A 19,565-nucleotide genomic window follows, 5' to 3' on the forward strand; every position below is an offset into this window, starting at 1 on the left:
ACTGCGGGCTAGAGCATTGCCAGCTGCACACTGTGGCTGTCGACGAATTGCTCGAAGTGGGTCACCTTGCCGTCCTTGAGTGTCCACAAGTGGGCCACCCGGACATCGATCGGCTTGCCCGAGCCGTTATAGACGCCCTGATAGTTGCCATAGGCAAACACCTTGTCGCCCTGGGCCACATAGCCCTCGACCTTGAAAGTGAAGTCCTGCCATTCCGAGCCCAGGCGCTTGAAGACGTGCTCCAGCACCGCCTCGAAACCGACATAGGTGCCGGCATAGGGAAAGCCCGCCGCCTCGGTCCAACGCGCATCGGGGGCCAGGGCCGCGGCGGTGTTGCGCGCATTTTCCTGGGAGTTGGCACCTTCGTAGGTGCTCTTGATCAACGCTAGGTTATCCATGGGTAACTCCACGCAGGTCAGGTGAGATCAGAGCGTGCAACCGTCCAGGCCACAAGCCTGGACCACGCCATCATGAGGGCCGCTACCGGCGCCCAGGGAGGTCTTCAACCAGTCGGCGAAGGCCTCGGGTTTACCCAGCCAGGGGCTGATGTCGAGCAACTGGTAACGGCCATCGCGTTCCAGTACCAAGGTCGGGAAGCCCTGGCCGCCGACCTTGGCCAGCAAGGCCCGGCTGGCCTTTATATGGTGATCCAACTCATTGGCCACGGCCTGGTCGTAGGCGGCCGCGAACGCCGCCGAGGCAAACCCCAGGGCCTGCGCCAACTCCAGCAATACCTCCCGATCAGCGATCCGTCGCCCTTCCAGGTAATGGGCCGTCTGCAAGCGCCCCAGCAGTTCCAGCCCGCGCCCTTCCAGGGCCTCGGCGGCCAGCACGGCGGCAATCGGCGGCGCCGAGTCGAAGACCGCCGACGGATCACGCAGCAGGCCTTCGAAATAGGCCTGGCCAAAAGGCTGCCCGGTGTACTCGGCAATCCGCCGGTCGTGGGGCATGACGTAGTCACGCAGTTGGGGCGAGACCGCCTGGCGGTTGCGCCCGGTCATCATGCCCCCGGCATGGGCCAGCACCGGCACCACCGCCTGGGCCGCCTGCACCAGAGGCTTGGCGCCATAGCACCAGCCGCACAGCGGGTCATAAATATAGTGAAGGGTGGCCGAGGACATATCAGGGCTCCAGCAAGGTCTTGAGTATTCGATGCCACGCAGACTATGCCGCGCACGCCAGAGGAAAAACCTCGAATTGGCTTTTAGTCTGTTGCTGTAACCGGTCGAATCAGCCTGTTTAGCCAGTGTATTCGGGCAAATACCGCCAGACACATTTAGAAATAATCGCCCAAGGGAAGTTAATAGCGAATTTTTAACATTAGGCAATGGTAAGCATTACCATTCGCACCCCTCGAACTCCCCCTTCTCGGATGCGTTTCAGATGCCTGCCCATTTTCGCCTCACGCCCTTGTCCCTGGGACTTTGTACCCTGCTGACCGCCGGTTTTGCCTGCGCCGCCAGCACCACCCTGCCCATGACCTCCATCAGCGCCGAGGCCGAAGCCGACCCGGACGATCCCCGGGTCAAGGAAGTCAGCACCGCGACCCGTACTTCGACCCCGGCACGCTACGTGCCCCAGGCCATCGACACGATCAAGACCGCCAATGTGCTGGACTACGGCGTCAATGACCTGGGCAGCGCCCTGAGCGGTATTCCCAACGTCAGCAGCGGCTCGGACACGCGCTTCGACAGCCTGCGGATCCGCGGCTTCGATGCCAGCAACGACTTCTATCTGGACGGCATCCGCGACGACAGCCAGTACGTGCGCGACCTGCACAACATCGAACGCATCGAAGTGCTCAAAGGCCCCGCGGCAGTGCTCTACGGCCGAGGCAGCCAGGGCGGGATCATCAATCGGGTGAGCAAGCTGCCGGAATTCGGCCGTCGCTCCAGCGTCGAAGTCCAGGGCGGCAGCCAGGACCTGCGCAGCCTGTATGCGGACCTGAGCGCCGACCCGGCGGAAAACATCAGCCTGCGCCTGAACCTGGGCAACGAGGACCGCAACAGCTTCCGCAAGGGCGTCAGTGGCAACCGCCAACTGTTCGCACCGTCCATGAGCTGGCAACTCACCCCGGAGCTGAACTGGCTGGTGCAATACGAGTACAGCCGCTACAACCGCACCCCGGACCGCGGCATCCCCGGGGTCAACGGGCGCCCGGCAGACGTCGGCCGCGACACCACCTACAGCGACCACCGCGACTACATCGATGACAAGTCCCAGTCCCTGCGCTCCAAACTGAGCTACGAACTGAGCGACAGCTGGCAACTGCGCCATACCTTGGGGGTGTTCAAGCTCGACAGTGATTTCGAAAACACCTACCAGACCGGCTACAACGCCACCACCGGCAAGGTGCAGCGCCAACGCTGGCAGCAAGACCTGAAGACCCGCAACATCTACAACAACAGCGAGCTGGAAGGCCGTTTCGACACCTTTGGCCTGGAGCACCGCCTGCTCACCGGCCTGGAATTCGGCAGCCAGCGCCGCGACCCGATCCTCTACAACGCCGCCACCTCGGGCCCTGGCAGCCAGGCAGTGCCCGCCGTGGACCTGTACAACCCCAACCCGTACCAGAGCCATACCGGGCTCATGCAGGTCTGGAGCAACAACCACACCGAGGTGGAAAGCCGGGCGCTCTACGTGCAGGACCAACTGCGCCTGAACGATCAGTGGCAATTGCTGGCCGGCCTGCGCTACGACAACTTCGAGGTAGAAACCACCAATCGCAAGAACGGCCTCTCCGACAGCCGCGACAGCCACAGCGTCAGCCCGCGCCTGGGGGTGGTCTGGACGCCGCTGGAGCACCACTCGTTCTATGCCTCGTGGAGCAAGTCGTTCGCGCCGGTGGGCGGCGGCCTGATCGGCATCACCCCGAACGCCTCTGGCAACGACCTGAGCCCGGAACTGACCCGGCAGAAGGAAGTCGGGGTCAAGAGCGACTGGCTGGACGAACGCCTGAGCACCACCCTGGCGGTGTATGAGCTGGAACTCTACAACCGTCGTACCCCTGACCCGCAGGACCGCAGCATCACCTTGCTCACCGGCCTGCAACGCTCCCGGGGTGTCGAGCTGACCGCCAGCGGCAAGCTCGTCGGCAACTGGTACCTGCGCGGCGGCATCGGCCTGCAGGACGCGGTGGTGGTCAAGGACAACAACGGTTTCGAAGACAAGCGGGTGAACAACGTGGCCAAGCGCAATGGCAGCCTGTTCATCACCTGGAAACCGGAGCTGGGCTGGTACGCCGAAACCGGCCTGACCCTGGTGGGCGACCGTTACGCCGACAGCAGCAACACCGTGGTGCTGCCGGGCTACGGCCGCTGGGATGCCCTGGCCGGCTACCGGCACAAGGACTGGGACGTGCGCGCGGCGCTGAACAACATCGCCGACCGCGAGTACTACAGCTCGGCCACCAGCGTCTTTCAGATCCAGCCGGGGGATCCGCGCAGCCTGGTGGTCACCGGCAACTATCGTTTCTAAAACGACCGGCCAAAAAAAAGCGCTGCCATCCTGGCAGCGCTTTACCAATCCTTTGTCTTCTTATCCTTTCACCACATCCCACAATGCCTGCAGTTCCGCCTCGCTGAGCAACCCGGCGGGGTAGCGCTCAATGATGATCCGGCGCGGATCAGGCTCCCTGATCTGACGCGTTCCATTGGACTTCAACCATTGCACCAGAACCTGCAGCGACTCGTTATTCATTGCCAAGGGATGTGACGCCCGCTCGCTGACCATATTCATTCCAGCGCTCTCTCCTGGTATCTGAGCGGCCTAACTTATCCAAGGTTTATGACAGAACGAACACCGTTCTCCATGTCTCAGAATCACCTCGCAAGAGATACAAGACCTATGCCAATGTGTCGGCAACACCGACATCCGACCACAAAAAAGCCCGCAACCTGTCTAGGCTGCGGGCTTGGCGAAAAGCGTCACGCCCGGGACCGGGCCAACACCGTCAAGCAAACGACAACTTCTGTTACAACGGCACTCAATTGCGCTGTGGCGCGGGTTGCTGTTGGGTAAGGCAATGGATATTGCCGCCCCCCAGTAACAGTTCGCGGCCAGGCACCATCACCACCTCATGCTCGGGGAACAGCGCCTGCAAGATGGCCTTGGCCGGTGCATCCATCGGGTCGTCAAAACTCGGGGCGATGATCCCGCCGTTAACGATCAGGAAGTTCACGTAGGAACCCGCCAGACGCACTGAAGGATTGCGTTCCTGGCTGCCTTGCACCGCATCGACACCGGCACATTCCTCTTCGGTGGCGTACAACGGACCGGGAATCGGCATCTTGTGCACCTTGAAGGTGCGGCCCTTGGCGTCGCGGGTGTTTTCCAGCACCTGCAGAGCGGCCTGGCAACGGGGGAAGTTCGGATCCTGGGGGTCGTCGGTCCAGGCCAGCAGCACTTCGCCCGGGCGCACGTAGCAGCAGAAGTTGTCCACATGGCCGTCGGTTTCATCGTTGTACAGGCCGTCCGGCAGCCAGACGATCTGCTCCACTGACAGATGCTCGCGCAGCACCGCCTCGATCTGCTCGCGGGACAGGTGCGGGTTGCGGTTGTGATTGAGCAGGCACTCTTCGGTGGTGATCAGCGTGCCTTCGCCGTCGACGTGAATCGAGCCGCCCTCCAGCACGAAGCCCTCGGTGCGGTACTCCTGGCAACGTTCGATTTCCAGCACCTTGCTGGCCACCTGTTCGTCACGGTTCCACGGCGAGTACAAGCCACCCTCGAAACCGCCCCAGGCATTGAAGCCCCAGTGCACGCCGCGCACTTCGCCGCTGTGGTTGATGACGAAGGTCGGGCCGGTGTCGCGGACCCAGGCGTCGTCGCTGGACATTTCCACGACGCGGATATTCGGCACGTCCAGGCGCGCCCGGGCGTTTTCGTACTGGGCCGCGGACACCGCCACGGTCACCGGTTCAAAGCGTGCAATGGCCTTGGCTACCGCGACGTGGGCAGCCTGCGCCGGCTTGCCGCCCAGGCGCCAGTTGTCCGGGCGCTCGGGCCAGATCATCCAGGTCTGGGTCTGGGTCGCCCATTCGGCCGGCATGTAGAAACCGTCGGCGCGCGGCGTGCTGTGCAAAGTACTCATAGTGTTCAGGACTCCAGGGAACCGTCGAGGGTTTTCAGTGCGCCATAGAGGTTCGGACGGCGGTCACGGAAACTGCCCCAGGCGCTGCGGATGTGTTCGAGCTCGTCGAGGTCGAAGCGGTGCACAAGGATACCTTCTTCAGTTTGGTTGAGCTCCTGAACCTTCTCGCCGAACTGATTGGCAATGAAGGATGAACCGTAGAAGGTGATGTCGTAGCCGTCCTGTTCTTCGTTGCCGATGCGGTTGCTGGCGATCAGCGGCATCAGGTTGGCCCCGGCATGGCCCTGCTGCACGCGCTGCCAGTGATCGCGCGAGGAAATGCTCTGGTCGTGGGGCTCGCTGCCGATGGCGGTCGGGTAGAAGAGGATTTCCGCCCCTTGCAGGGCCATGCTGCGGGCGCACTCGGGGAACCACTGGTCCCAGCAGATACCCACGCCGATTTTCGCGTAGCGGGTGTTCCACACCTTGAAGCCGGTATCGCCCGGGTTGAAGTAGTACTTCTCGTGATAGCCGGGGCCGTCCGGGATGTGGCTTTTCCGATAAATCCCCAGGTTGCTGCCGTCGGCATCGATGATCGCGATGCTGTTGAAACGCGCACGCCCGGCCAGTTCGTAGAAGCTGATGGGCAGCACCACCTGCAGCTCCCGGGCGACCTTCTGGAAGTGCGCGATGGCGACGTTGCTGTCCACCGTGGTGGCCAGTTGCAGGTAGTCCGGGTTGGGCTTCTGGCAGAAGTACGGTGCCTCGAACAGCTCCTGGATCAGGATGATCTGCGCGCCTTTGGCGGCGGCTTCCCGGACCAGTTTTTCGGCGGTTTCGAGGTTGGCCTCAAGGTCCCAGGAACAGGCCATCTGGGTAGCGGCGACGGTAACGGTACGGCTCATGGATCAACTCCTGGGCAATGCGAAGCGGTCGATGACAACGGAGGAGAAAGGACCGGGCACGAAGGGCTCGTACCCGACTATGGCCACTTTATATCCGATAAATATCGACTTTAGAAGCTATAAAAATCTATGAGCAGCTAGATATCCGACAAAATACCGATAACAATCGAATTAAGAAAAACCCATTCGCCGGCAAGCCGGCGAATGGGGGCAACGCAAACCAGCGTCGTGCGCCTATAGCTCTTCGCCCAGCACCTTGGCCAGCATGTCGACAAAGAAATCCACGCTCTGGCGGGTGGTGACCATCGGCGGCTTGATCTTGAGGATGTTCAAGTGGTCGCCGGTCGGTTGCATGAAGATCCCCAGCTCGCGCAAGCGCTCGCACAACAGGGTGGTTTCCTCGGTCGCCGGTTCCAGGGTGGCGTGGTCGCGGATCAGCTCCAGCCCCAGGTAGAAACCGGAACCATGCACCGCCCCCACCAGCGGATGGCTCTGCTTGAGCGCCTCCAGGCGTTGGCGGAAGTGTTCACCGACCACTTGGGCGTTCTCCCAGAGTCGCTCTTCCTGCATCACGTCCAGCACGGCGATGCCGATGCGGCAACTGACCGGGCTGCCACCGGACGAGGAGAAGAAATAGCCCTCGGCCTCCAGCGCTTCGGCGATCTCGCGGCGGGTGATCACCGCGCCCAGGGGCTGACCGTTGCCCATGCCCTTGGCCATGGTGATGATGTCCGGCGTCACGCCCTGCTCCTCGAAACCCCAGAAGAACTCGCCCATGCGCCCGTAACCGACCTGGATCTCGTCGGCGATGCACACCCCGCCCCGGGCCCGCACCCGCTCATAGACCTGCGCCAGGTAGCCCGGCGGCAACGCGATGCCACCTGCGTTGCCGTACACCGGCTCGCAGATGAAGCCGGCCAACTGGCGGTGCTGCTGGTCCAGCTTGTGCAGTTGCTGGTCGACACTGCGCAGGTAGTCCGGGGTGCTGTCCTGGCCGCGAAACTCGCCGCGGTAGGTGTTGGGCGCCGTCACCGGGTGCACCCAGTCCGGACGACTGGTGAGGGCCTGGGGGTTGTCGGCGATCGAGGTGGACACCGCGTCCGCCGCCACCGACCAGCCGTGATAGGCCTCCAGCACACTGAGCATGTCGCGCCCGCCGCTGTAGGCCCAGGCCAGGCGGATCGCCAGGTCGTTGGCCTCGGTGCCGCTGTTGACCAGGAACACCCGGTCCATGGAATCCGGCGCCAGGGCCAGCAAGCGCTCGGAGAACTCGGCGATCGCCGCGTAGTGGAAACGCGAGTTGGTGTTGAGCAACGACCATTGCCGCGCGGCTTCGGCAACCATGCGTGGATGGCCGTGGCCGAGCACCGCGACGTTGTTGAGCATGTCCAGGTAGGAACGCCCCTGCATGTCGATCAGGTGGTTGCGCCAGCCGCGTTCGATCCGCGGCGGATCGACGTAGTAGTGCTTCTGCGAGCGAGCAAAGCTGGCATCGCGTCGTTCCAGCAGGGTCTGTGGATCCAGCTCTGGTTCGGCATCGCAGGCCAGCCCCAGCAGCGCCGCCGGCGAGGGGCACAGGGCTTGCCAGGCCGGGGCCCGGGACGGGCTGCAAAACAGCGGCGGGGCCAGTTCGGCCCCTCGGCACAGCTGGACCTTGAGCCGGCCATCCGCCGCCACTTCGCCCAGCACCTGGCCCTTGACCAGGGCCGCGCCCGGGTGCAGCGAAGGCACCACGCCCCACAGGTGCACGCTCAGGGTCGGGCCATCGAGGCGCAGCAGGCCCTGTTCGCCACGGTGCAGGACCCCGGCGAACGGCGCTTCCACCGCGGTGCCCGCCGGTACTTGCAGTTGTACGTGCAGGGGGCAGGTCGAGGGCTCCTCGGCACTGTCGGGACGGGTCTGCGACAGGCGGTACTGGCCATAACGGCTGGCGGCCAGGCCATGGGCGACGCCGGCTTCGGCCAGCAGCCGATCATCGATTCCCGGCTGCTCCCAGTTGCCGGCTTCGAAGTGCGGGCTGAGCACGCCCAGGTCGATCAAGGCGAACTCGCGGCCCACCAGGCTCGGCAACAGCGGCGCGAAACCCTCGCTGCCGATGGCTGGCAACGCCTGGCTGACGGCGCAGAGGATCGCCGCTTCCATCAACTCGAACGGCACCGAATGGGCGACCCGGAAGATCTCCCACTCGTGGTTCAGGTTGGCGCGGCTGTAGTCGTTGCCCGGGTCGATACTGACCTGCTGCTCGCCACTGAGCACCAGCACCGCCGCCCGGGCCACGATCAATGGCCAGAGCGCCAGCAGTTCCGCCCGTTGCAACGGATTGACCCGATGGTAGGCCTGGATCGCCGGCAGGATCCGCCACGGGTCGCCCTCGGCGTGATGCAGCAGCGCCGCGCAGGTCACCGACAGGTCAGTGATGCGCCAGGTGCGAATCAAGTCGCCAAAATCGATCACCCCCTGCACTTGCCAATGGCGCGCGGCATCCCGCTGCCAGACCACGTTGTCATCGGTGATGTCCATGTGGATCGCCTGCACCGGCAATTGCCCCGACAGCGCCTGCAAGCGCCGCTCGGCGTGCTCCGCAGCGGTGGCGATCAGCTCGCGCTGCTGCGGGTCAGCGATGACCGGCAGCAAATGCTCGATCAGCGCCGGGGCATGCCGGGCATCCCACTGCAGCGTACGTTCCAGGCCCGGATGCTCAAAGTCCGCCAGGGCCAGGTCCATCTGCCCGCAAAGCCGGCCCAGCCCCGCCACCAGCTCGGTGCCCAGGTGCGGCAGGTGGGTCAGGGAGCGGCCGTCTATATAGTCGAGCAGACGCACGTGCAAGGCTTGCCCGGCGATCTCCAGAGAGAGCAGTTCCTGGCCATTTTTCGCCGGAATCACCCTGGGTACCCGCAGCTCGGGATGCTGTTGCAGATGCTTGAGGGCAGCGTGTTGCGCCTGCAACTCCAGGACGGCGTAATCGCCGCGACAGATTTTCAGGACAAAGCGCCCCTGGGGGCTGTCGACGCGATAGTTGAGGTCTTGCTGGCTGCCCAGCGGGTGCAAGCTTGCGTGCAGGCCGTAATGGCTTTCCAGCAACTCCAGCGCTTGCTGCGCGGTGACTTGCGGGCTGGGCAGACTGGCGCGGTGGATCAAGGTAGCGAGCAACATACAACGACCCCTGGATTTGTTATAGGGGGCTTATATCGCCATTGCGCAAGGCGTTGTGCAAGCCCCGTATACCAGACAAAACCGAGAGTCTCATTGGCGATAGATGCCAGCGAGCGAAACAAAACCGACTGCCGGCGGTGACATCATCAGACAGTACCTATTGCGCCCAAGGCAGCTTGCCGACAAGCTATGCTGCATTTTTTGCAGCAAATGACCCTTTTCAAGGATACAGGCCCCCACAACATGCGCATTCTCGTTACCGGCGGAGCCGGTTTTATCGGCTCGGCCCTGGTTCGCCACCTGATTCAGCACACGGAACACGAAGTACTGAACCTGGACAAGCTGACCTACGCAGGCAACCTGGAATCGCTGCACAGCATCGCTAGCAACAGCCGCTATGAGTTCGTCAAGGCCGATATCGTCGACCAGGCTACCGTCGCCGCCGTGCTGGCGCGTTTCCAGCCCCACGCGATCATGCACCTGGCCGCCGAATCCCATGTCGATCGCTCCATCGACGGGCCGTCCGACTTCATCCAGACCAATATCGTCGGCACCTACAGCCTGCTGGAGGCCACCCGCGCCTATTGGCATAAGTTGCCCGAAGCGGACAAAGCCGCCTTCCGCTTCCACCATATTTCCACCGACGAGGTCTATGGCGACCTGCATGGCGTCGATGACCTGTTCACCGAAACCACGCCCTACGCCCCCAGCTCGCCCTACTCCGCCAGCAAGGCCGCGTCCGACCATCTGGTCCGCGCCTGGCAACGTACCTACGGCCTGCCGGTGCTGATCACCAACTGCTCCAACAACTACGGCCCGTTCCACTTCCCCGAGAAGCTGATCCCGCTGGTGATCCTCAATGCCCTGGCCGGCAAGCCCCTGCCGGTGTATGGCAATGGCCTGCAGGTACGCGACTGGCTGTACGTCGAGGATCATGCCCGAGCCCTGTTCAAGGTGGTGACCGAGGGCGTGGTCGGCGAGACCTACAACATCGGCGGCCACAACGAACAGAAGAACATCGACGTGGTCCGCGGCATCTGCAGCCTGCTGGAAGAACTGGCCCCGGAAAAACCCCAGGGCGTTGCCCACTACGCTGACCTCATCACCTTCGTCCAGGACCGTCCCGGCCATGATCTGCGCTACGCCATCGATGCCGGCAAGATCGAACGCGAGCTGGGCTGGGTGCCTGAAGAAACCTTCACCAGTGGCCTGCGCAAGACCGTGCAGTGGTATCTGGAAAACCTCGAGTGGTGCCGCCGGGTACAAGACGGCAGCTACCAGGGCGAACGCCTGGGCTCCACCAACATCAAGGATCTGATTGCATGATCAAAGGCATTGTTCTGGCGGGCGGCTCCGGCACCCGTCTGCACCCCATCACCCTCGGCGTATCCAAGCAACTGCTGCCGATCTACGACAAGCCGATGATCTACTACCCGATTTCGGTACTGATGCTGGCCGGTATCCAGGACATCCTGATCATCTCCACCCCTCAGGACCTGCCGCAATATCGCAACCTGCTGGGTGACGGCAGCCAGTTCGGCGTGCGCTTCAGCTACGCCGAACAGCCTTCGCCGGATGGCCTGGCCCAGGCCTTCCTGATTGGCGAGGAATTCATTGGCAATGACCCGGTGTGCCTGATCCTCGGCGACAACATCTTCCACGGCCAGTACTTCGGCGAACAACTGCGCGACGCCGCCAAGCGCAACTCCGGTGCCACGGTGTTCGGCTACTGGGTCAAGGACCCGGAGCGTTTCGGCGTCATCGATTTCGACAGCGAAGGCCGTGCCCTGTCCATCGAAGAGAAGCCCAAGCAGCCGAAATCCAGCTACGCCGTCACCGGCCTGTATTTCTATGACAACGACGTGGTGCAGATCGCCAAGGCGGTCAAGCCATCGCCCCGCGGCGAACTGGAGATCACCGACGTCAACAACGCCTACCTCCAGCGTGGCGACCTACATGTGGAACGCTTCGGCCGGGGCTTCGCCTGGCTCGACACCGGCACCCACGACAGTTTGCTGGAAGCCTCGCAGTACGTGCAGACCATCGAGCATCGCCAGGGCCTGAAAGTCGCTTGCCTGGAAGAAATCGCCTACGAGAATCACTGGATCAGCCGCGAGCACCTGCTGGAGCGCGCCGCCTATTTCGGCAAGACCGGTTATGGCCAGTACCTGTTCACTCTGGCAGGGGAGGCGCAATGAAGGTGATCCCCACCGACCTGCCCGGTGTACTGGTCATCGAGCCCAAGGTCTTTGGCGACGAACGCGGTTTCTTCTACGAAAGTTTCAATGCCAAGGCCTTTGAAGACGCCACCGGTTTGAACAAGAGCTTTGTGCAGGATAATCACTCGCGATCAGTCAAGAACGTCCTGCGCGGCTTGCACTACCAGGTCGAACACGCACAGGGAAAACTCGTCCGGGTGATTGCCGGCGAGGTGCTGGACGTCGCCGTCGATATCCGCCGCAGCTCCCCGAACTTTGGTCGCTGGGCCAGCGTGCGCCTGTCTGCGCAGAACAATCGTCAGCTGTGGATTCCCGAAGGGTTCGCCCACGGTTTCGTGGTGCTCAGCGACTCCGCCGAGTTTCTCTACAAGACGACCGATTACTACACGCCTTCCGCTGAGCGGTGCATTAGCTGGGACGATCCGACCCTGGCGATCGACTGGCAATTGCAGGAGCCACCAACCCTCTCGGCCAAGGATCAGAAAGGTAAAAGCCTTGAAGAGGCCGATCTGTTCCCATGACCGCCCCCCTGAAAATCCTTATCAGCGGCCAACACGGCCAAGTCTCCCGCGAGCTGCAACAACGGCTAGGCGACCTGGGAGAACTGGTGGTACTGGGTCGTGAGCAACTGGACCTGAGCCACCCGGAACAGATCCGCCAGCAGGTCCGGGCCATCCGTCCGGACCTGATCATCAACGCTGCCGCCCACACCGCTGTCGATCAGGCCGAAAGCGAGCCGGAGCTGGCCTTTGCAATCAACGCCAGGGCCCCCGGGATCTTCGCCGAGGAGGCCAAGGCCCTGGGCGTACCGCTGATCCACTACTCCACCGACTACGTGTTCGATGGTCGCAAGGACACGCCTTACGTGGAGGAAGATGAGCCCAACCCGCTGGGTGTCTACGGCCAGAGCAAACTGGCGGGCGAACGGGCCATCAACCTGATACAGGGCCAGCACCTGATCCTGCGCACCAGTTGGGTCTATTCCAGCCACGGCAAGAACTTCCTGCTGACCATGCAGCGCCTGCTGCAGGAAAAACCCGAACTGCGGGTAGTGGCCGACCAGATCGGTGCACCGACCTGGGCCGGCACCATCGCCAACAGCACCCGCGCGCTGATCGAACGCTGGCGGGCCGGGCAACCCGGGGCCTGGGGCACGTACCACCTCACCGCCCAAGGCGAGACCTCCTGGTTCGGCTTCGCCCAGGCCATCGGCGAGCAGTTGCAGGCCATGGACAAACCTTGCGCTGTGCTGGAGGCCATTCCTTCCAGCGCCTACCCGACCCCGGCGCCACGGCCATTGAACTCGCGCCTGGACTGCAGCCGCCTGGCGCGTGAATGGGGCGTGACCCAGCCAGACTGGCACAGCGCATTGCGCGAGTGTCTTGCCGAGCAGGGCTAGGCATAATGCGCCTGTATCCACAGGCGCCTTTTCCATGACTCCACCTCTTCCCCGTCGCCCCCGCTGGCGCAGCCTGGCCCTGCTGGCACTGTGCCTAGCGCCGTTGCTGTGGCCGCTGGAGCATCTGGCGGAACGCTATTACCGCAACGAGCTGATCAGCCAGAACCGCCAGACCCTCGACCTGTACGTGGCCAACCTGCTGGGCACCCTGCACCGCTACGAAGTGCTGCCGCAGATCCTCGGCGACCTGCCGGCGCTGCGCGCGGTACTCGGCGCCCCGGACGACGGGGTGACCCAGGGCAACGCCAACCGCCTGCTGAAAAACATCAGCGCCCAGACCGGCGCCGAAGTCATGTACCTGATGGACACCAGCGGCAAGACCCTGGCGGCCTCCAATTGGGACAAGCACGACAGTTTCGTCGGGCGCAACTTCGCCTTCCGTCCCTATTTCAGCGAAGCCATGGCCGGGCGCCTCGGACGTTTCTTCGGCCTGGGCACCACCTCGGCCAAACGTGGCTATTTCTTTGCCGCAGCGGTGCGCGACGGTGAGCGGATCCTCGGCGTGCTGGTGGTCAAGGTCGACCTGGACCACACCGAAAGCCTGTGGGGCCGGACCCCGGAGCAGTTGCTGCTGACCGACCACAATGGCGTGGTGATCATCACTTCGCGCCCCGAATGGCGCTTTCGGGCGACCCGTCCCTTGAGCGACGAAGAACGCCAGGCGATCGTCGCCATCCAGCCCTACCCGACCCAGGACCCGCGCCCGCTGAACCTCAATCCCGATGCCTGGCTGACCCAGACCCAGCAGATCGAGGAAACCCATTGGAGTGTCAGCATCCTCGCGCCGCGCACCCTGATCGATCGCCCGGTGCGCACCGTGGTGGCGGTCGGCGCCGCGGCGCTGCTGGCGCTGATGCTGCTGCTGGGGCTGATGATGCAGCGCCGCCGCCATTATCTGGAACGGATCGCCTTCGAAGCCAAGGCCCGGCGTGAACTGGAAATGCGCGTGGCCGAACGTACCAGCGACCTGGAAAGCCTCAACCGGCGCCTGAAACAGGAAGTCCTGGAGCGCGAAACCGCCCAGCAGGAACTGGTGCGCGCCCAGGACAATCTGGTCCAGGCCGGCAAGCTCTCGGCCCTGGGCACCATGTCGGCGAGTATCAGCCACGAACTCAACCAGCCGCTGGCGGCGATCCGCAGCTACGCGGAAAACGCCGAAGTGCTGCTGGACCACCAGCGCACCGACGACGCCCGGGGCAACCTCAAACTGATCAGCGAACTGACCGGGCGCATGGCCTCGATCATTGCCCACCTGCGGGCCTTTGCCCGGCGCGATCATCACGCTCCGGAAAGCGTGGCCCTGCAACCGGCCCTGGACGATGCCCTGGCACTGCTGGCCAAGCGTCGCCGGGCCATGGAAGTGGAACTGATCCGCGACCTGCCGGCCGCCACGCTGTGGGTCGAGGCCGGGGAAACCCGCCTGCGCCAGGTGCTGGGCAACCTGCTGGCCAACGCCCTGGACGCGCTGACGGAAAAAGGCCCGCCACGCAAACTCTGGCTGAGTGCCGAATCCACCGCCACCGGCGTCAACCTGTACATTCGCGACAACGGCCCGGGCTTCTGCATGGAAGCCCTGGGGCGCGCCGGAGAGCCGTTCTACACCACCAAGACGCGTACCCAGGGCCTGGGCCTGGGGCTGGCCATCTGCGACACCCTGATGCGCGCCTTTGGCGGCGAGCTGTCGTTTGCCAACCACCGCGAAGGCGGAGCCCTGATCACCTTGCGTCTGCGCGCCGGAGCACCCGGGGTCAGCCTGCAACCCTCCGAGGACCGCGGGGTATGAAGCGCAGCGGCCACCCGTTATCAACCCTGTCCGGCCCGGCGCTGCCGGCCACGACACGATCTGGAAAGTGAGCGATGAGCCATCCCGACAGCCTCGATCCCCAGCTGCAAGTGGTGCTGATCGATGACGACCCCCACCTGCGCCAGGCCCTGAGCCAGACCCTGGACTTGGCCGGGCTCAAGGTGCTGTCCCTGGCCGAGGCCCAGGGCCTGGCCCCGCGCCTGGAGCGGGACTGGCCGGGGGTGGTGGTCAGCGACATCCGCATGCCCGGCATGGATGGCCTGGAATTGCTCAACCAGCTGCATGCCCAGGACCCGGAACTGCCGGTGCTGTTGATCACCGGCCACGGCGATGTGCCCCTGGCCGTGCAGGCCATGCGCGCCGGCGCCTATGACTTCCTGGAAAAGCCCTTCGCCAGCGATGCCCTGCTGGACAGTGTGCGCCGGGCCCTGGACTGGCGCCGCCTGGTGCTGGACAACCGCAGCCTGCGCCTGGCCCTCAGCGACCGCCAGGAACTCAGCGCGCGGCTGGTGGGCCAGTCGGCGCCGATGCTGCGCCTGCGCCAGCAGATCGGTGCCCTCGCGGCAACCCGCGCCGATGTGCTGATCCTCGGCGAAACCGGCGCCGGCAAGGAAGTCGTGGCGCGCGCCCTGCACGACCTTTCCGGGCGGCGCAACGGGCCGTTCGTGGCGATCAACGCCGGGGCCCTGGCCGAGTCGGTGGTGGAGAGCGAGCTGTTCGGCCACGAGCCCGGGGCGTTTACCGGTGCGCAGAAACGTCGCATCGGCAAGTTCGAATTCGCCAACGGCGGCACCCTGTTCCTCGACGAAATCGAAAGCATGAGCCTGGATGTCCAGGTCAAGCTGCTGCGCCTGCTGCAGGAGCGGGTGGTGGAACGCCTGGGCGGCAACCAGCAGATCCCCCTGGATATCCGCATCATCGCCGCGACCAAGGAAGACCTGCGCCAGGCCGCGGACCAGGGGCGCTTTCGTGCAGACCTCTACTACCGCCTGAACGTCGCGCCGCTGAGCATTCCGCCGTTACGCGAACGCGGCGAGGACGTGTTGATGCTGTTCCAGCACTTCGCCGACGAAGCCAGTGCCCGCCACGGCCTGCCGCCCCAGGAACTGCAACCCGGGCACCGCGCCTTGCTGCTGCGCCATAACTGGCCGGGCAACGTGCGAGAACTGCAGAACGCCGCCGAGCGCTTCGCCCTGGGCCTGGAGCTGGCCCTGGACAACACCCCGCCGGAGGCGGCGACAGCCGCTCCGAGCCTGATCGAAGGTGGCTTGAGCGAGCAGGTGGAACACTTCGAAAAGGCCCTGATCGCCGCCGAAATGGCCCAGCCCCACAGTTCCATGCGCAGCCTCGCCGAAGCCCTGGGGATTCCGCGCAAGACCCTGCACGACAAGCTGCGCAAGCACGGTTTGAATTTCGCCGACAGCGTCGCCAGCCAGCCTGGCGACGACGCCGAATGAATCCTTCCGTTATTCCCTTGACCCTTGAGGCCCTTGCATGAACCGCGACAGTCGATACCTGGAATCCATCCTCCACCACGACATTCCCCTGACGCGGGACATGGGCCTCAAGGTGCTCGACTGGCAGGCGCAGCAGCTGCGTCTGCAATTGCCGCTGGCAGCCAACGTCAACCACAAGAGCACCATGTTCGGTGGCAGCCTGTACTGCGGCGCAGTGCTCGCCGGTTGGGGCTGGCTGCATTTGCGGCTCAAGGAACAGGGAATCGATGACGGGCATATCGTCATCCAGGAAGGCCAGATCAGCTACCCACTACCGGTAACCGGCGATGCCGTGGCGATCTGCGCGGCGCCGGATGACAAGGTCTGGAAAAAATTCATCACCATGTACCAGCGTTATGGCCGCGCCCGGCTGACCTTGCACACCCGGGTGGTGAATGCCGGCAGCGACGAAGACGCCGTGCGCTTCGCCGGCCAGTACGTCCTGCACCGCTAACCGCCGCTATTGCGCAGGAGCTGGCGTGCCAGCCAATCTTGCACAGGGCTCAAGGGGCCCTTCGCCGGCAAGCCGGCTCCTAGCAGCGGTTGCAAAAACCAATCGCCGCAGGGCGATCAGGAGCGGGCCAGCTCCAGCAGCTTGCCGCGCCACGCGGCCCTGGCCGGCAGTGCCAGGAAGAAACCGTTGAGCAATGACTCCCGGGGCGGATAACAGAACGCCGCGCCGGCCAGATCCAGCACCTCGCCTCCCGCCCCTTCAAGCACGCCCTGGGCCGCAGCGGTGTCCCACTGCGACGTGGGCGCCAGGCGCGGATAACAGTCTGCAGCGCCTTCGGCCAGCAGGCAGAACTTCAGCGAACTGCCGATATTGGCCAGTTGCAACTCACCCAGGGCGGCGCTCAAGCCACTGAGCAGACGCTCCTGCTCCGGGCTCGAATGCCGGCGGCTGGCGACTACGGTAAACGCTTCGCCGGCACCCGGCTGCTCACGCACCTGGATCACTTGCGGCGGCTGCCCGCGGTCCACGCGCCAGGCTCCCAGCCCGGCACCGCCCAGATAGCAGCGGCCGTTGGTGGGCATCGAGACCACGCCAAACACTACCCGCCCCTGTTCGATCAGGGCGATGTTGACGGTGAACTCCTCACTGCCGGAAATGAACTCCTTGGTGCCATCCAGCGGGTCCACCAGCCACCAGCGCTGCCAACTGGCACGAGTCGCCTGGGGAATGTTCGCGTCCTCTTCGGAAAGCACCGGAATGCTCGGGTCCAGGGCCTTGAGGCCGGCCACGATCAGGTGGTGGGCGGCCAAGTCGGCAGCCGTCACCGGCGACTCGTCGGCCTTGTGGCTCACTGCCACGTCGGCGCGCCAGAACGGCAGGATCGCTTCGCCAGCGCGCAGGGCCAATTCGGCAACCGGCGCCAACAGAGGGTGGGGAAAATTCATCGACGCCTCACTCATGCTTGAAAGACCCCGCGCTGGCTCAACAGGTCGCGGGTCAGGTACAGCGCGGCCAGGGCCCGGCCTTCGCTGAACTGGGGATTCTGCGCCAGGCTGGCCAGTTCACGCAGGTTGATCTTGTCGACCCGCATCGGCTCCGGCTCATCGCCCTCCAGGCGCTCTTCATACAGGTCGCTGGCCAGCACCACCTGGATCTTCTGGCTCATGTAGCCCGGGGACAGCGACAGCTCGGTCAGGTGCTCCAACTGCCGCGCGCCGAACCCGGCCTCTTCCTTGAGCTCGCGCTCGGCCGCCGCCAGCACATCTTCACCCGGCTCGATCAGCCCCTTGGGCAGGGACAGTTCATAAGCGTCGGTGCCGCCGCAGTACTCTTCGACCAACACCGCATGCTCGGCATCGAGCATGGCCACAATCATCACCGCGCCGTAGCCCGCGCCCTTGCCCACCAAGCGCTCGTAGGTCCGCTCGACGCCATTGGAAAACCGCAACTGCACCTCTTCGACACAGAACAGACGACTGGTGGCGACGATCTCGCGGGCGAGTACGGTGGGTTTCTGGCGCATAGCGGGCTCCTTGGCGATAGCGGGTTACTATACAGGCTGTTTTACGGTGATCGGGTTGCAGATTGCGCGTGCGCCGCCCTGCTCCGGGACCTATTGTTTACTGCGTGTGACCGTCCTCTTCAGTGCGGCTCCTTTCTATCCTTCTAGTGACCGGCGTCCCCTGCCCCACTGGCCTTGTCGACCTAGCCGGTCGGCTGTTTTCTTACCGCTGGAGAAGTGTTCGATGGCCCTACTGCCCTGGCACGAGATCGATACCGTCCTGCTCGACATGGACGGCACCTTGCTGGACCTGCACTACGACAATCATTTCTGGATGGAACACCTGCCCCAGCGCTACGCCGAGCTGCACGGGGTCAGCCGGGCCATGGCCGAGCTGGAGCTGCAACCGCTGTTCGAGCGCAATGCCGGTCAGTTGCAGTGGTACTGCCTGGACTTCTGGAGCGCCGAACTGAAGCTCTCGGTGCGCGAACTGAAACTCGAGACGGCGCACCTGATCGCCCTGCGCCCAGACGCCGACACCTTTCTTGCGGCGATCAAGCAGGCCGGCAAACGGGTGATCCTGATCACCAATGCCCACCGTGACTCCTTGTCATTGAAGCTGGAGCGGATCGAACTGGCGCCCTACTTCGAGCGCCTGATCAGCTCCCACGATTACGGTTTCCCCAAGGAGAGCCCACAGTTCTGGGACGCCCTGCAGGCCGATATCCAATTCAATCCGGCCCGCAGCCTGTTCATCGACGACACCCTGCCGATCCTGCGCAGTGCACGGGATTTCGGCGTGGCGCAATTGCTGGCGGTCAGCCAGCCGGACAGTCGCAAAGGACCAAAGGACACCGCGGAGTTCGCGGCGCTGGGGGATTACCGGGCGTTGATCGAAGGGCTGTGAAACCCTTCGCGGGCAAGCCCGCGCCTACGCCCGGCAACGGCTCGAACGGTTACTCGGGAATACGCAGCACCTGGCCCGGGTAGATCTTGTCCGGGTGGGACAGCAGCGGTTTGTTGGCCTCGAAAATCTTGTGGTACTGATTGGCGTCGCCGTATTGCACCTTGGCAATGGCGCTCAGGGTGTCGCCCTTCTTCACGGTGACAAACACCGCGGACACCAGCACTGGGCCGGTCACGCTGATCTGGTCCTCGACGCTGCCGACTCCGGCGATGTTGCCCAGGGCCAGGAGGATCTTTTCCTTCTCTTCCTGGCTCGCCACTTCACCGCTGACGATCACCTTGTCGCCTTCCACCGTGGCATGGACATTGGGATTGCCCAGGCCGACCTTTTCAATGTGTTCCTTGAGTTGCTCACTGGCATTGGCGTTACCCGGGGTCAACAGATCGATCAGTTTCTCACCGGCTTCCTTCACAAAGCTGAAAATGCTCATGTCGCACACTCCTTGGTTGATAGATCCAGACGCGAAAGACTAGACCAGCCCGACCAGATGAGGTTCCCCGGCGACCGGTGACCCAAGGTCACGGCGACGCGGTAGA

Annotated in this window: 18 protein-coding genes; 9 read left to right on the plus strand and 9 right to left on the minus strand. The window is 63.9% G+C overall.

Annotation, left to right across the window (positions count from 1 at the left end):
* Positions 1-8 precede the first annotated feature (8 nt).
* On the minus strand, positions 9-398 hold the full coding sequence (locus LXM55_RS19230; RefSeq protein ID WP_233321836.1) for a nuclear transport factor 2 family protein: 390 nt from the start codon (positions 396-398) through the stop codon (positions 9-11).
* Between the two features lie 27 nt (positions 399-425).
* Positions 426-1,121, minus strand: a complete 696-nt coding sequence (locus LXM55_RS19235; RefSeq protein WP_233321837.1) for a DsbA family protein — start codon at positions 1,119-1,121, stop codon at positions 426-428.
* 262 nt (positions 1,122-1,383) lie between these two features.
* Between LXM55_RS19235 and LXM55_RS19240 the strand changes: the two genes are divergently transcribed.
* Positions 1,384-3,477 (plus strand): TonB-dependent receptor, encoded by a 2,094-nt coding sequence (locus tag LXM55_RS19240; RefSeq protein WP_233321838.1) that lies wholly within the window; start codon positions 1,384-1,386, stop codon positions 3,475-3,477.
* 60 nt (positions 3,478-3,537) lie between these two features.
* Here the strand turns inward: LXM55_RS19240 and LXM55_RS19245 are convergent, their stop codons facing one another.
* From LXM55_RS19245 to LXM55_RS19260, 4 genes are all read right to left on the minus strand, one after another.
* Positions 3,538-3,738 carry a hypothetical protein gene (locus LXM55_RS19245; protein WP_233321839.1) on the minus strand — a complete coding sequence of 67 codons (201 nt, stop codon included), beginning with the start codon at positions 3,736-3,738 and terminating at the stop codon, positions 3,538-3,540.
* A gap of 247 nt (positions 3,739-3,985) precedes the next feature.
* Positions 3,986-5,092, minus strand: a complete 1,107-nt coding sequence (gene aguA, locus LXM55_RS19250) for an agmatine deiminase (protein WP_233321840.1) — start codon at positions 5,090-5,092, stop codon at positions 3,986-3,988.
* A 5-nt stretch (positions 5,093-5,097) separates the two neighbouring features.
* Positions 5,098-5,976: an N-carbamoylputrescine amidase gene (gene aguB, locus LXM55_RS19255; protein WP_233321841.1), complete on the minus strand. Its 879-nt coding sequence runs from the start codon at positions 5,974-5,976 to the stop codon at positions 5,098-5,100.
* Between the two features lie 234 nt (positions 5,977-6,210).
* Positions 6,211-9,129, minus strand: a complete 2,919-nt coding sequence (locus LXM55_RS19260) for an aminotransferase (protein ID WP_233321842.1) — start codon at positions 9,127-9,129, stop codon at positions 6,211-6,213.
* A gap of 243 nt (positions 9,130-9,372) precedes the next feature.
* Here LXM55_RS19260 and rfbB point away from each other — a divergent pair, with 243 nt between their 5' ends.
* From rfbB to LXM55_RS19295, 7 genes are all read left to right on the plus strand, one after another.
* Entirely contained in the window at positions 9,373-10,455 is a 1,083-nt protein-coding gene (gene rfbB, locus LXM55_RS19265; RefSeq protein WP_233321843.1) for a dTDP-glucose 4,6-dehydratase, read from the plus strand.
* Positions 10,452-11,327: a glucose-1-phosphate thymidylyltransferase RfbA gene (gene rfbA / locus LXM55_RS19270; RefSeq protein WP_233321844.1), complete on the plus strand. Its 876-nt coding sequence runs from the start codon at positions 10,452-10,454 to the stop codon at positions 11,325-11,327. Before rfbB ends, rfbA begins: the two co-directional genes overlap by 4 nt.
* Entirely contained in the window at positions 11,324-11,869 is a 546-nt protein-coding gene (gene rfbC, locus LXM55_RS19275) for a dTDP-4-dehydrorhamnose 3,5-epimerase (protein WP_233321845.1), read from the plus strand. The genes rfbA and rfbC overlap by 4 nt, the downstream gene beginning before the upstream one ends.
* Positions 11,866-12,747 (plus strand): dTDP-4-dehydrorhamnose reductase, encoded by an 882-nt coding sequence (gene rfbD / locus LXM55_RS19280; RefSeq protein WP_233321846.1) that lies wholly within the window; start codon positions 11,866-11,868, stop codon positions 12,745-12,747. Before rfbC ends, rfbD begins: the two co-directional genes overlap by 4 nt.
* 34 nt (positions 12,748-12,781) lie before the next feature.
* Positions 12,782-14,590, plus strand: coding sequence for a sensor histidine kinase (locus tag LXM55_RS19285; RefSeq protein ID WP_233321847.1), 1,809 nt, complete (start codon positions 12,782-12,784; stop codon positions 14,588-14,590).
* 74 nt (positions 14,591-14,664) lie between these two features.
* On the plus strand, positions 14,665-16,068 hold the full coding sequence (locus LXM55_RS19290; protein WP_233321848.1) for a sigma-54-dependent transcriptional regulator: 1,404 nt from the start codon (positions 14,665-14,667) through the stop codon (positions 16,066-16,068).
* Positions 16,069-16,105: 37 nt separating this feature from the next.
* Positions 16,106-16,561, plus strand: a complete 456-nt coding sequence (locus LXM55_RS19295; RefSeq protein WP_233321849.1) for a YiiD C-terminal domain-containing protein — start codon at positions 16,106-16,108, stop codon at positions 16,559-16,561.
* 116 nt (positions 16,562-16,677) lie between these two features.
* Here the strand turns inward: LXM55_RS19295 and cysQ are convergent, their stop codons facing one another.
* A complete protein-coding gene (gene cysQ / locus LXM55_RS19300) occupies positions 16,678-17,505 on the minus strand; it encodes a 3'(2'),5'-bisphosphate nucleotidase CysQ (protein WP_233321850.1) in 828 nt (275 codons plus the stop codon).
* Positions 17,506-17,516: 11 nt separating this feature from the next.
* Entirely contained in the window at positions 17,517-18,083 is a 567-nt protein-coding gene (gene nudE, locus LXM55_RS19305; protein ID WP_233321851.1) for an ADP compounds hydrolase NudE, read from the minus strand.
* Positions 18,084-18,306: 223 nt separating this feature from the next.
* Here nudE and yrfG point away from each other — a divergent pair, with 223 nt between their 5' ends.
* Positions 18,307-18,969, plus strand: a complete 663-nt coding sequence (gene yrfG, locus LXM55_RS19310) for a GMP/IMP nucleotidase (protein ID WP_233321852.1) — start codon at positions 18,307-18,309, stop codon at positions 18,967-18,969.
* Between the two features lie 49 nt (positions 18,970-19,018).
* On the opposite strand, the gene lysM is transcribed toward yrfG, so the two are convergent.
* Positions 19,019-19,459, minus strand: coding sequence for a peptidoglycan-binding protein LysM (gene lysM / locus LXM55_RS19315; protein ID WP_233321853.1), 441 nt, complete (start codon positions 19,457-19,459; stop codon positions 19,019-19,021).
* Between the last annotated feature and the right edge of the window lie 106 nt (positions 19,460-19,565).

Origin of the sequence: Pseudomonas sp. Au-Pse12 (assembly GCF_021341665.1) — a bacterium.
GTDB lineage: Bacteria > Pseudomonadota > Gammaproteobacteria > Pseudomonadales > Pseudomonadaceae > Aquipseudomonas.